Annotated in this window: 9 protein-coding genes; all 9 read right to left on the bottom strand. The window is 60.7% G+C overall.

Features of this window, described 5'->3' with window-relative positions; translation table 11 throughout:
• Positions 1–72: 72 nt before the first annotated feature.
• Positions 73–2,433, bottom strand: a complete 2,361-nt coding sequence (locus HPY55_05225) for a glycyl radical protein (GenBank protein ID NPV70035.1) — start codon at positions 2,431–2,433, stop codon at positions 73–75.
• A gap of 8 nt (positions 2,434–2,441) precedes the next feature.
• The gene (locus HPY55_05220; GenBank protein NPV70034.1) at positions 2,442–3,329 is read right to left on the bottom strand and encodes a glycyl-radical enzyme activating protein; all 888 of its coding nucleotides are present in this window, start codon (positions 3,327–3,329) and stop codon (positions 2,442–2,444) included.
• A gap of 268 nt (positions 3,330–3,597) precedes the next feature.
• On the bottom strand, positions 3,598–4,707 hold the full coding sequence (locus HPY55_05215) for an aminopeptidase P family protein (protein NPV70033.1): 1,110 nt from the start codon (positions 4,705–4,707) through the stop codon (positions 3,598–3,600).
• 26 nt (positions 4,708–4,733) lie between these two features.
• On the bottom strand, positions 4,734–5,213 hold the full coding sequence (locus HPY55_05210; GenBank protein ID NPV70032.1) for a DUF3830 family protein: 480 nt from the start codon (positions 5,211–5,213) through the stop codon (positions 4,734–4,736).
• A 126-nt stretch (positions 5,214–5,339) separates the two neighbouring features.
• A complete protein-coding gene (locus HPY55_05205) occupies positions 5,340–6,329 on the bottom strand; it encodes an ABC transporter permease (protein ID NPV70031.1) in 990 nt (329 codons plus the stop codon).
• Positions 6,326–7,840 carry a sugar ABC transporter ATP-binding protein gene (locus tag HPY55_05200; protein ID NPV70030.1) on the bottom strand — a complete coding sequence of 505 codons (1,515 nt, stop codon included), beginning with the start codon at positions 7,838–7,840 and terminating at the stop codon, positions 6,326–6,328. Before HPY55_05200 ends, HPY55_05205 begins: the two co-directional genes overlap by 4 nt.
• Positions 7,841–7,941: 101 nt before the next feature.
• Entirely contained in the window at positions 7,942–9,111 is a 1,170-nt protein-coding gene (locus tag HPY55_05195) for a sugar ABC transporter substrate-binding protein (protein ID NPV70029.1), read from the bottom strand.
• Positions 9,112–9,168: 57 nt separating this feature from the next.
• A complete protein-coding gene (locus HPY55_05190; GenBank protein ID NPV70028.1) occupies positions 9,169–10,947 on the bottom strand; it encodes a hydantoinase B/oxoprolinase family protein in 1,779 nt (592 codons plus the stop codon).
• A gap of 3 nt (positions 10,948–10,950) precedes the next feature.
• Positions 10,951–12,990 carry a hydantoinase/oxoprolinase family protein gene (locus HPY55_05185; protein NPV70027.1) on the bottom strand — a complete coding sequence of 680 codons (2,040 nt, stop codon included), beginning with the start codon at positions 12,988–12,990 and terminating at the stop codon, positions 10,951–10,953.
• Positions 12,991–13,056 lie beyond the last annotated feature (66 nt).

Here is a 13,056-nt window from a genome sequence, read left to right as displayed (position 1 = left end):
ACGGCGTGGTGAACGACTTCCTGGTTAACCTGAGACCGGTATGCGGCGGAACCCGTGAGTACGCCTCTCCTCCTATAACGATGTGTGCTCCGTACGGGTGATAATCTCGTCCTGGAGAGCCTTGCTGAGGTCGCAGAAGTAATCGCTGTAACCCGCGACGCGGACGATGAGGTCCCTGTACCTCTCCGGCTCCCGCTGCGCGGCGCGAAGGGTGTCGGCCCTCACCACGTTGAACTGGATGTGGTGGCCGTCAAGCCGGAAGTACGTCCGCACCAGGTTCGCAAGCCTGTCAATGCCTTCTTCGCCCTCGAGCAGTTGCGGGGTGAATTTCTGGTTCAGGAGGGTGCCGCCCGTTCTGACATGATCCATCTTCGAAGCTGACTTGATGACTGCCGTGGGCCCTCGCCTGTCGGCCCCCTGCACCGGAGAGATCCCCTCCGAGAGCGGCAGCCCGGCTTTCCTCCCTTCCGGCGTAGCCCCTATCACAGACCCGAAGTAGACGTGGCAGGTAGTCGGGAGCATGTTTATCCTGCAGACCCCGCCCTTGGTGTTCTTCTTCCCGTTTACCTCGTCGTGGAACGCATTAAAGATGGAAGTCATGATCCGGTCGGCGTATTCGTCGTCATTGCCATACCTGGGCGTCCTGTTGAGCAGCATCTGGCGGACCTTCTCACGGCCCTCGAAATTGCAGTCGAGCGCCTCGATGAGTTCGGCCATGGTCAGATTTCTCTCATCGAAGACGTGGTGTTTGATCGCTGAAAGGCTGTCCGTCGCGGTCCCGAGGCCCACGCCCTGGATATACGTGGTATTGTAGCGGGCGCCGCCGTCGTTGTAGTCTTTGCCCTTCTTTATGCAGTCGTCTATCAGTATCGAGAGGAACGGAGACGGCATGTAAGTCGCGAACATCCTCTCGATGAGGTTGTTTGCCCTGAGCTTGACGTCAATGAAGTACCTCATCTGTCCCCTGAAGGCTTCGAAGAACTCATCATGCGTCGTAAACTCCGTGGGATCGCCCGTCCTGGGGCCGATCTGCTTGCCAGTGCGCGGGTCCACCCCGTTGTGAAGGGCGAGCTCTATCATCTTCACTATGTTGAAGTAGCCGGTCAGGATGTAGCTCTCCTTGCCGAACGCGCCCGTCTCCACGCACCCGCTCGCGCCGCCGTTCCTCGCGTCCTCGATGGACTTCCCCTGGCGGAGGAGCTCCTCCACGATGGCGTCGCAGTTGAATATCGAAGGCTGCCCCCAGCCTTTGCGTATGACCCTCAGAGCCGCCTTCAGGAACCTGTCGGGGCTCTTCCTGCTGAGCTGGATGTTCGTGCTCGGCTGTACCAGCCTCATCTCGTCGATGACCTCAAGGATGAGGTACGTAAGGTCATTGACCCCGTCCGAGCCGTCGGGCTTCAGGCCCCCGAGGTTGATGTTGGCGAAATCCGTGTACGTCCCGCTCTCGGCTGCCGTGACGCCGACTTTCGGCGGCGCAGGCAGGTTGTTGAACTTGACCCAGAAGCACTGCAGGAGCTCGCGGGCCTTCTCGACCGTCAGCGTGCCGTCCTCGAGGCCCTTCCTGTAGAACGGGTACAGGTGCTGGTCGAGCCTGCCGGGGCAGAAAGCATCCCACGTGTTCAGCTCGGTTGTCACGCCGAGGTGGACGAACCAGTACGCCTGCAGGGCTTCCCAGAAGTTCCTGGGGGGATGGGCCGGAACGTGGCTGCACACTTCCGCGATCTGCTCCAGCTCCTGCCTCCTCACAGGGTCGCTCTCCTGCCTGGCCATCTCCCTGGTCTTCTCAGCGTGCCGCTCCGCAAACCTGATGATCGCGTCGGCGCAGATCATCATGGCCTTCAGCTCTTCGCGCTTTGCGTACGCCTCCGGGTCATCGAGGTAATCGAGGGCGTCGAGCGCGGCCTGTATGTCTTTCTTGAAATCGAGAAAGCCCCTGTGGTAGATCTTGTCGTCGAGGACTGTGTGGCCCGGAGCCCTCTGCTCCATGAACTCGGTGAAGATGCCGGCGTCGTAGGCCGCTTTCCACTCATCCGTCATCTCGCGGAATATCATGTCGCGCATCGATTTTCCCTTCCAGAAGGGTATTATCTCCTCCTGGTAGACGCGCCGCACTTCATCGCTCACCACGAAGGGAACCTTCTCCCGCGAGTTTAGAATCTCGAGGTCCTGAAGGCTGTGGCAGCAGAGTTCGGGATACGTCGGGGTCGCCTTGGGGCTTGGGCCTTTCTCGCCGACGATGATCTCGCCTTCCCCGATGTAGATCGCCTTGTTCTCCATCAGGAACTTGAATGCATGGGCCCGCCGGACCGGAACCGAGACAGGCTCGCTGAATTCCTTGTAAAACCGGGTCATCAGCTCGGCCCTCTCAGTCGTAATGAATGGCTTCGTTTCCTGGCTCTTCTGCCTCAGCATCGCAACCCGTTCGTTCATGCCCAGGACTAACCTCCTATCTTAACCCTCTTCCCGCAGTTCTTGAGCCTCTCGGCAATCCCGTTCATAGCCTGCTCGCTCGGCGGCTGCAAAGCCGGCAGGTCGTAGCCCTTGCCGAGCCTCGCGTACTTGCCGACGCCGGCCTTGTGGTAGGGGAGCAGGTGTACCTCCCTCACGTCGTCCAACCCCGACAGGAACTCGCCCATCTTCAGAAGGTTGCGGTCGGTGTCTGTCACCCCGGGGATGATGGGGATCCGGACGATGATGTTCCCGTGGCGGAGGGAGAGGGCTTTCAGGTTGTCGAGGATGACCCCGTTCGATACGCCCGTGTGCTTCCTGTGCTCCTCGTCGTCAATCAGCTTGAGGTCGTACAGGAACAGGTCGGTTTTCTCGCCGGCCCTGAGCAGGTCCTCGAGCTTCGCAAACCCGGTGGTCTCAACCGCAGTGTGCAATTCCTCTCTCTTGCACTCCTGCAGGAGAGCGTCGAGGAATTCCGCCTGCGACATCGGTTCGCCCCCCGAAAACGTCGCCCCGCCGCCCGATTCCTCGTAGAAGGCCCTGTCCTTCCGTATTTCCTCCATGACCTGATCGACTGTCGCCACCCTGCCCACAATCGTTCTGGCCCCGGCGTAGCACGCCTTCACACAATCCCCACACACGGTGCACTTCTCGCTGAGGGTATGGATGGGGCGCTCACCGTCGGCCGCATCCACGATTGCCCCGTGACGGCAGGCCTTGAGGCACTCTCCGCAGCCGATGCACCTCTCGCCCCAGAGCATGACCTCCAGGCCCGGCCTCTGCCCTTCAGGGTTGTGGCACCACCAGCAGCGCATCTGGCACCCCTTGAGAAACACTATCGTTCGAATCCCAGGCCCGTCGTGAATGCCGTATTTCATGATGTCGAAAATGATTCCGGTGGTTGGTTGCGTCAAACAGCCTAAGGCGATCGCCCCCTGCGTTTCGAGTCAGGTTACGAACGTGGTCCCCGCAAGCTTACGCAAGTGTCGTGCCATATTCTTCCGATGGTTCCACGCTGTCTTTACGTATTCTCTGAGCCTCCGGTAAAGCGTGGCCCTGCTAATGCCAAAGGCCCTCGCTATGGCCTCCTCGCTCGTCCAGTCGCGAATCTGGTGGTGATCTATTGAGGAATCTTTCGGTACGGAGTCAACCCAGAGTCCGTCGCTCCGTTGGCCATCTCGTCAGCGTCCTGCTCCCTATAGAGGTCACCGCCACGTCATCCTCGATGCGGACTCCCCCGATTCCAGGCAAGTATATCCCGGGCTCTATCGTCCCCACCATGCCGGGCTCGAGCTCTTGACGGTTGCCCTCAACAAAGTACGGCTCCTCATGAATCGCAAGGCCCAACCCATGGCCGGTCCGATGAATGAAGTACTGGCCGAACCCACGCTCCTCGATGACCCTGCGGGCTGCACGGTCAATGTCTTCCATGGTCTTTCCGGGCGCGACCGAGTCGATCGCCGCGTCGTGGGCAGCCAGGACGGCGTCATATACGGTCGAGAGGTCTTCAGGCCAGGGACCGACAAAGAAGGTCCGGGTGATATCGGACAGGTAGCCGCGGTAGGCCGCGCCGAAGTCGATCACGAGCAGGTCGCCGAGCGCGATTAGCCTGTCCCCGGATTGAGCGTGTGGGAGCGCCGACCGTGGGCCGGAAAGGACAGTCGTCTCAAAAGCAGGTCCGTCGCCTCCAAGAGCCCTGATTGCTTGATCGAGACGGCCGGCGACCTCCTTCTCAGTCATTCCCGGTCGAATAATCTGGCAGACGGAGTCAAGGGCTTCGCAGGCTATGTCCGCGGCCCGCTGAAGGAGCTCCAGTTCCCTCTCGTCTTTCTTGACCCTCAGGTTGTTCAGCAAGGGACGGACGTCCAGTGTCCCCCTGGGTCTGAGCGCCCCGGCGACGCCCTCGAAGGTCTCCAGGCTCATGATGGCTTTTTCCACCGCCAGGGTTCCGCCTGCAGCCCCACCCGGTCGGGCAGCTTCCGCCAGAACTTCGTAGGGACTTTCCCCGTCCCGCCAGCCGCGAACGTCGTTCACCCAGCCAGTTCCGGCGGCCTCGAGGTCGAGAGCCGGCACAACGAGCGCCGGCGGACCTGCCTGCGGCACGAGGAGTCCGGTGAACCGCTCATGCGGATTGGTCCGCCACCCTGTCAGGTAGTAGAGGTTGACAGGATCCGTGATCAACGCAGCCTCCACGTTTTGTTGAGCCAACATACACTGGAGTTGTATGCAACGATGCTCGAAAACTGTTCTCTCCACGTTTCTCCCCCGCTCTCAAGGATGGATCACGAGACCACGTACGCTGTCTCTCGGGATTCGGCGTCGTCCACCACTCGAGTGACAGTGACCTTTTCCGCCCCCTGCCGCCAGATCCGCTGCCCCACCTCTTTGAGAACGTCCCAGAAAGCGCCGTCTACCTGTGCGAACACGTTCACAGGCTGGTGTCCCCGATGGTCGCGGATCAGTTCGGCTCCGTAATAGAGGCCCAGAGCCTCTGCTCCAGTGGAAGGGTAGAGCCCTTCCCACTCTCGCCAGTAAACCACGTTTCCCACGCTGCTCGAAATGGTCTGGTTCTCCCGGGGAGGCCTGCGACCTAAATCGATCGCCCAGTTGACCTCCCGTCCGCACCAGCGAGTATGAAGCGCTTCTGAGGAGATGGGCGTATGATCCCAGATTATGTCGCACGTCTCCGGAGCTTCGCTCTCCAAAAGGATGGCCGTGATTTCGCCGCCGCGTTCAAAACGTATTCTTATTCTTCTCGACATGGTTTCTCCTCCTTGACCGTCCACCGTGCAGTCCCCGATCTTGCCGCCCTGACGCCCAACAGTGTACCGCAAGCCCTTTCCCCCAGGCTGTGGGCTCCTGCGGCAGGCGGTTTCTTCCTCTCGCTCTCAGTTCTGCCGCCGGGACCGCGTCAGTGTATCGACGGCAACGGCGAAAAGGATGACCGCTCCTTCAAACACCCTCTGGTAGAACGGCGGGACGTTGAGTATGTTGAACCCGTTGCCCATCAGTCGCATCAACAATACGCCGAACACGGTGCGCCAGATGGCGCCTTCCGCGCCCATGATGCTGGTGCCCCCGATTACCACCCGGGCGATAGCCTCCATGTCTACCATTGAGCCTATGTCGGCCTGGCCCTGACTGATGCGGGAGACCGTGATCATTCCCGCCAGGGCGGCGCTGAGGCCGGTGAGTCCGAAGGTCAGGGTCCGGACCCTGTCCACGCGAACGCCGGACATGCGTGCGGCTTCGGCGTTACCCCCGATTGCATAGACAGCCCGGCCGAAGGTTGTCCTGGACAGCAGAATGGACGTAAAGGCTGCCCAGGCGAGGAAGATGAAGATCGGGTACTTGAGGCCTAGGAAAGTGCTCTGGCCCAGGATCTTGAAAGCCGGTTCATTTACGATAATCAGGCGTCCCCCCGTCAGGATCATCGCCAGCCCCCGGATGATCAGCCCGCTAGCCAGAGTGGCGATGAACGAGTGGACCCGAAACCCCGAAATGATGGCGCCGTTGAGCAATCCGAGTAGCAGACCGGTCAGAATGCCGGCCGCCAGTCCCAAGCCAACGAAGCCCCTGGCAGCAATGATCGCAGACAGGGAACCGGCGAAAGAGAAGACCGCGCCCACCGAAAGGTCGAAGTTCCCGCTGATGATGGCGAGCGTCATGGCGCAGGCGACGATGCCGACATCCGCCGACTGGTCCACGATGTTGCGGAGATTACGGGCCGTCAGAAACGCCGGTGTCGAAAATGAGAGGACGACAAAGAAGAACAAGAATGCCAGGATTATTCCATAGTTGCGCAGGATGGTGCCTACAGTGATGGGCCTGCGGACCTCAACCTGCACCTTCGTCGAATCACTCGGTCTCTCTGTCATAAGCTCGCACCGCCCTCATCCCGGGCAAAAATGGCATGCATGACTCTTTCCTCGGTCAGTTCCGGGTCTCTGAACTCCGCAACGATCTGCCCCCGGTGCATCGCCAGCACCCTGTGAGCAAGGCCCAAGACCTCGCCCAGGTCGGAGGAGATCAGCAGTACAGCCATCCCCTCCCGAGCGAGCGCGTGAATCAGCCGGTAGATCGCTCGCTTCGCTCCAACGTCCACGCCAGCGGTGGGCTCATCAGCGATAAGCACCCTCGGACGATTGAACAGCCACTTGGCGAACAGGACCTTCTGCTGGTTTCCACCGGACAGGTCGGCAACCACCTTCCGGGGATCCGGCGGCCTGACATCCAGGTCAGCAAGAAGCGACTGGGTCCGCTGGTACTCGACCCGTGAACGCACGAGTGGGCCCACAGCCACATACCTGAGATGTGGCAGTGTGACGTTGTGTCCGGCCGTAAACTTCATGATCAGACCCTGCAGCTTGCGGCTTTCGGGCAGGAGAGCGACCCCGGCCTCGATTGCCTCCTGGGGAGACCGGATCCTCGCAATCTCTCCCCGCAGCCGGATGACACCCGCCGTCCGGCGGTCCGCCCCGAAAATGGCCCGGGCCACCTCTGAACGCCCGCTGCCGACAAGGCCGGCCAGACCCACGATCTCGCCCGCCCGGATGCCGAAGGAGATGTCCGCGAAAACACCGCTCCGGGACAGCCCCTCCACAGACAGAACCAGGGGTGCGCCGGATTCGGGGTGGACCTTCCCCGGAAAGCCGAGGGAGATGACTCTTCCGAGCATGGCCTCGACCAGGCTCTCGGGCGTCTCCACACTCACGGGCGAAGTCTTAATCAACTGGCCGTTCCGGAGCACTGTCACCGTGTCCGCCAGGGACAGCACTTCCTCGAGGAAGTGCGACACGTAGATGATCGTGGTACCCTTTGCCTTGAGCCCCCGGACCAGGGCAAAAAGCCTCTGGGTCTCTTCGGCCGACAGGGCGGCCGTGGGTTCGTCCATGACGATCAGCCGGGCGTTTCGTGCCACGGCGCGGAGAACCTCCACCTTCTTTTGCTCGGCGATGCGCAGCGACGAAACCAGCGTATCCGGGGGAACGTAGAACCCGGAACGGCCCGTCAGTTCTTCGTACTTCTCCCGCATTTCACCGCCGCGCAGGAATCCGTACCGTGCGCTCTCAATGCCGAGAAAGACGTTATCAATCACCGTACGCTGTGGAACGAGCGCGACCTCCTGCGAGATCAGGGCGATGCCGTCTGCCAGGGCATCCCTGGGCGAAGAATAGACGACCGGGCACCCCTCCACCAGGACCTGGCCGCTGGTCGGGCGGTAAGCCCCGCCAATGATTTTCCCCAGCGTCGACTTGCCGGCCCCGTTCTCACCAACCAGGGCGTGGATCGTCCCTCGTTCGACAACCAGGGACACGTCCTGCAGCGCCTGGACGCCGTCAAATTGCTTGTTAATGGAGCGCAGCACCAGTATGGGCTTATCCTGCATGGCACTTCACCACGGGATCGGGGCGGCAAGGAGCTGGCAATCAGCTCCTTGCCGCCCGACAGACTCGGGCGTTAGCCTGCCTGTCAGGCAGAGCCGCCCGCTTACCACTGGCCCTGGAATTTGCCCACGTTCTCCTGGGTGATGATCGGACCCTCCGGCGGCAGCGGGGGCCGCTGGTCCTCCAGGTTGATGTATTCCGGCACCTTTTCCCCGCGTACCGCCTTCACGGCAGTCTCGATCAGGAGCTGCCCCTGGGTGTACGGGATGTCGGCGTAACCGCCGAAGAACCAGCCGTCCTTGATGGCCTGCAGGCCTTCCTTGCTGCAGCCGTTGCCGATGAACTTGATTTTCTTCTCGAGGCCCGCTTCCTTGGCCGCGTCATAGGCGCCCAGAGTCATCTGGTCGCCGGAGGAAACCACTACGCTGATGTCCGGGTGGGCCTGCAAGACGTTCTGCATGACCTGGCGCGAGATGTCACGCCGGTACTGCCCCTCCTGGAACGCAACTACCTGGATGTGCGGCTGGTCCTTGATAACTTGCTTCAACGCCTCGTAGCGGTCCTGGTCGATACTCAACGCTTGCATACCGATAAGGTAGGCGACCTTGGAGACTTTCTTCCCCTTGGACGCCTCGACCACCGCCTTACCGAGGAAAGTGCCGGTCGTCCAGCCGGTTCGGCCGATTATGCACTTGACTCCCTCCGGGTAAGGCTTGAGCGAGCGGGTGTTCGGGCCTATCGGCGCATCGGCCCCGATTACCACGATGCCCTTCTTCAGGGCCTCCTGGATGGCCGGCACGAGTGCGTTGCTGTCGTTGGGGTGGATCATGAAGACATCGTACTTGTTCGCCGTGATCGCGTCCTGGATCTGGTTGATCTGCTCCTGGGTGTTGTACTCACACGAGAAGAAGTCCACCTGAGCGTTGAGTTCCTTCGCTTTGCCGTTGATTCCATCAATCCGTGCCTGATCATAAGCATTGGCCCGGACCAGATGGAACAAGGCCGCACGCACCGGTTTCTGGGCGGGCGCCGGCTGGGACGGCTGCTGAGCGGGTTGTTGCTGCGCAGGTTGCTGCTGGGGCGCCGAGCTCGGCGTTTTGGACCCGCCGCACCCGGCCAGAAGCACGGTGACGGTTAGCAACACTGCAAGAGGCACAAGTAGGCAAGACGACGCCTTAATCATGACTCTCTTCCCCTTTCTTATGTTGCCAGCTAGTGAACCGGAAGTCGATAGTTTGACTGCCACCGCGAGCCTTCGGAACCCGTCTCTCATCTGCACTACATCCCCCCTCTGACCTGGGCCATACGAAGGAGCGCAAACCGGCACCGACTAGCGGCGGCCTCCTTGGAGGGAGTGGCCTGCCTTCCTGGCGCTGCTCATCATTGCCCGTAGTTCTGAAGTAGCCTTCACATCGACTTTGTCCGTCCCGTAAATGAACCGCACACCATAGGCGGACTCGGCCTCGGCCACATCTACATAACCGTCGAGAAGGTCCTCTGTCACCAGTGCCGGATCGCGTTCCAGCGGGTCCCCGTAACCGCCACCGCCGCCCGACTCTACTCTCACCACATCCGCTCGTTCCAGCTTCATTCCGTTAACCTTAAGAACCCGCCTCTCTCTCGGGGTCGCTGGGTTAATGGCAACCACCGGAGGCTTGCCGTCCTGACCGCCGAGGATGCCCCATGCGGGGGTCTTGGAGCGCTCCCACCACAGGTATACGGTGCCATCATCGCAGTGTACCTGGTACTCCCTGATGACCCCGTTTCCGCCCCTGTACTTACCGGCTCCGCCGCTATTCGGGCGGATCGCGTACCGGGTAACGGTCACGGGGTACTTTGTCTCCATAACCTCGACCGGGAGATTCTTGAAGTCTCCGCTCACGTTATTTATCAGCGCGTTCTGCCCATCACCCCAGCTGAAGGCACCCCAGCCACCAACCGTGGCCTCTACCGTGAGGAACGGAGTCCCCTCGCGCGGGTCAGTCCCGGCGAAGTTGATGCACATCGAGTCGCCGTAGTGTGCCGCCGCTGTGCGTTCAGGGAGAACCGGGGCGAGAGCCTTTATGATCAAGTCGATCAGGAGCCCCAGTGGGGTGAAGTACCATTGCACAGCGGCGGGCTCCTGGGCGGTGAAAATGGACCGGGGAGGCGCTTTGACGGTAAGTGCACGGAAGTTTCCTCCGTTAACGGGCGCCTGGGGGTTGATCAACGCCTTGTAGGCAACCCGGCAGGCTGAGACTGTCTGCGGGAAACCGCAGTTGGTAGACCCTTTTGCCTGCGGGCTGGACCCCTCCAGGTCTATGGTCATATCGCTCCCGCTTATAATGACCTTCACATACACTTTGACCGGCTCGTCGCTCTGACCGTCATTGTCCAGGCATCCCTCGGCCTCGTACACGCCATCAGGAATGGCGGCTATGACTTCCCGGTCAAGACGTTCAGCTTGAGCGAAGATATCCAGGGTGGCAGCTCGAATGGTATCCAGGCCGAACCGTGCGACGATCTCCTTGTAGCGCTTCTCTCCGGTCAGGCAGGCGGATATCTGCGCATTCATGTCACCCTCGGCCGCCTCGTGAAACCGGCTGTTCCTCACTATGAGATCCACGACATCCCGGCGAAGCCGTCCTCGCTCGACTATCTTGGTGGGACCGATACGAATACCTTCTTGATAGATCTCGGTACTGTCGGTCGATTCTCCCGGGTCCTTGGAGCCGACATCCAGCCAGTGAGCCCTATTCGCCGAGAATCCGATGATCTGGCCGTCGAGGAAAATCGGGGCGAAGACTGTCACGTCATTCAGGTGTGTCCCGGTCATGTACGCGTCATTTATGATGAGCACGTCTCCCTCCTGGAAGAAATCCAGGCCGTACATGCTGATGGTCGTCTTGATGCATTCCTCCAGGTTTCCCAGGAAGATGGGCAACCCCGCCGACTGGCCGAGCATCTCGGCTTTGTCGTTGAATATGCCGACGCTGCAGTCTTTCATCTCGTAGATTACCGGGCTGAAGGCGCTCCGAAACAAGCTGGCGTTCATGTCCTCGGCCGCTGACTGCAACGCGTTGCGAATGATTTCGACCGTCACCGGGTTGACACAAGGCTGCTGGCCCATTCCTCAGTCCTCCCCCCTGGCGCTAATCAGCATGCTACCAAAGCGGCCAACCTCGACCCGATACCCTGGTGGCACCACTGTGGTAGCGGTGAATTCCTCGACGACCGCCGGACCTTCGAAACGATGCCCTGGCAGGAGGTGATCCCTGGCGAAGATCGGAGTGGGCAACTCTCTGCCTCCGAAGATAACCGGCGCTAGCGTTCTGGGTTTTGGTTCACCCTTGGTCGCCTCCGCCGGCTCCACCTTGACGCCCGATGAGAGCTCTCCTACTCCTACCACTCGCAAGTTGACGAACTCCACCGGACCCCGTGGATTACTGTGCCCATAGATCTGCCGGTGCTTCTCGTGAAAGTCGGCTACGAGAGCACCCAGGGAATTCCGATCCAATCGGCCGCCCGGCATCGGCACGTTCACCACGTACTCCTGGCCGATGTAACGCATGTCCGCGGTCCGAATGAAGGTCATGCGATCGGGGGTTACCTTCTGCCGTTTCAGGACAACCTCGACGTCTCGCTCCACGGTATCCAGGATGGATTGCATAGCCGAAGTATCCGCACCCCCGGCGGGCTGGAGGAAGGTCCGAACCTCGTCATGCCTGATGTCACTTTGCAGCATTCCCCAGGCAGAGAAGGCGCCCGGGAACCGGGGCACCAGAATGTCCTTGATATCCAGTTCCTGTGCGATAAAGACGGCGTGCATCGGACCCGCCCCACCGAAAGCCACCAACGTGAATTCCCGGGGATCAATGCCCTTCCGGATGGTAATCGTACGGATAGCGTCCGCCATCTTGGCGTTGACTACGTCGCAGATCCCCTCAGCCGCCTGTTCAACGGTGAGACCCAGTTGTGCGGCAATTGACGCCACGGCCTCCAGGGCCCCGTCCTTCATGAGTGTCATGTTACCGCCCAGGAAGTGCTCAGGGTCGATCCTTCCCAGCACGACGTTGGCATCGGTCACTGTGGGAATGGTGCCCCCTCTCCCATAGCAGGCGGGTCCGGGCTGGGCACCGGCGCTCCGAGGTCCGACCCGGAGGCCACCACCCTCGATCCAGGCAATAGACCCTCCTCCGGCGCCGATGGTATGAATGTTGACCATAGGAGTCAACACCGGGAAGCCTTGCAGGTTCGTCTCATTGGTGACATCCGCCTGACCGTTGATGACCATGGTCACGTCAAAGCTCGTGCCGCCCATGTCAACCCCGATGAGGCTGCGCATTCCCATCTCCTTGGCCAGCGACGCCCCCCCGACCGCGCCCCCGACCGGACCAGAGAGCAAGGTCTGGATGGGGTGGGTTTTGGCGACCTCCGCCGTCATGACACCGCCGTTGGAGCGCATGATGTAAAGAGACTCCTCCATGCCCCCGCCTCTTACCTCGCCCTCAAGACGGGTCAGGTACTTTTCCACAATCGGAGCGACGTACGCATTCAGGACTGTCGTACTCGTCCTTTCGTACTCCCTCCATTCCCTGGCGACCTCATGAGACAGGGAGATCGATATCCCGGGCAACTCTTCCTTGAGTACATCGCGGATGCGCGTTTCGTTTACGGGATTAATGTGGGCGTGGAGTAAAGCGACAGCTATGGACTCGTAGCCACCGGACTTGATCTTCGCGGCCAGGTCTCGAACGGCGCCTTCGTCGACCGGGACAGCCACCGTGCCATTGAAGAGAACCCGCTCCTTGATTTGGAAAACATCGCGCCGCCTGACCAGGGCCTGGGGTTTCTGGTACTGCAGGTTATACATGTCCGGCCGATTTCCCCGGGCAATCTCGTATACGTCTCGAAAACCCTCGGTCGCGATGAGAGCTACTCGGGCTCCCTTGCGCTCCAGGAACGCGTTGAGGCCGGAGGTGGTGCCATGAACACAAAAGTCGATGGCTGAGAAATCCTTCGTGAGCTGGATCAGTCCTTCAAGTACTCCGATCGAGAGATCCCTGGGAGTGGTCGAAACCTTCCCCGTACGGTACTCCCCGGTTTCCTCGTCGTAGAGGACGAAATCTGTGAAAGTACCGCCGATATCCATTGCGACGCGGAATCTCTTCACTGGATTGAGTCCCCCTTCTGGGTTAACTCGATGTGTCGACTGTGCTTCATCGGGCCCTCCTGGCGC

Source organism: Bacillota bacterium (assembly GCA_013178305.1).
Taxonomy (GTDB): domain Bacteria; phylum Bacillota; class Sulfobacillia; order JABLXB01; family JABLXB01; genus JABLXB01.
Note: the sequence above shows the minus strand (reverse complement) of the source record. Positions and strands in the feature narration are given on the sequence as shown.

Coding starts and splice junctions, on each gene's coding strand:
- HPY55_05225 (NPV70035.1), bottom strand. CDS start 2,433: ATGAACGAACGGGTTGCGATGCTGAGGCAGAAGAGCCAGGAAACGAAG.
- HPY55_05220 (NPV70034.1), bottom strand. CDS start 3,329: ATGAAATACGGCATTCACGACGGGCCTGGGATTCGAACGATAGTGTTT.
- HPY55_05210 (NPV70032.1), bottom strand. CDS start 5,213: ATGTCGAGAAGAATAAGAATACGTTTTGAACGCGGCGGCGAAATCACG.
- HPY55_05205 (NPV70031.1), bottom strand. CDS start 6,329: ATGACAGAGAGACCGAGTGATTCGACGAAGGTGCAGGTTGAGGTCCGC.
- HPY55_05200 (NPV70030.1), bottom strand. CDS start 7,840: ATGCAGGATAAGCCCATACTGGTGCTGCGCTCCATTAACAAGCAATTT.
- HPY55_05195 (NPV70029.1), bottom strand. CDS start 9,111: ATGAGAGACGGGTTCCGAAGGCTCGCGGTGGCAGTCAAACTATCGACT.
- HPY55_05190 (NPV70028.1), bottom strand. CDS start 10,947: ATGGGCCAGCAGCCTTGTGTCAACCCGGTGACGGTCGAAATCATTCGC.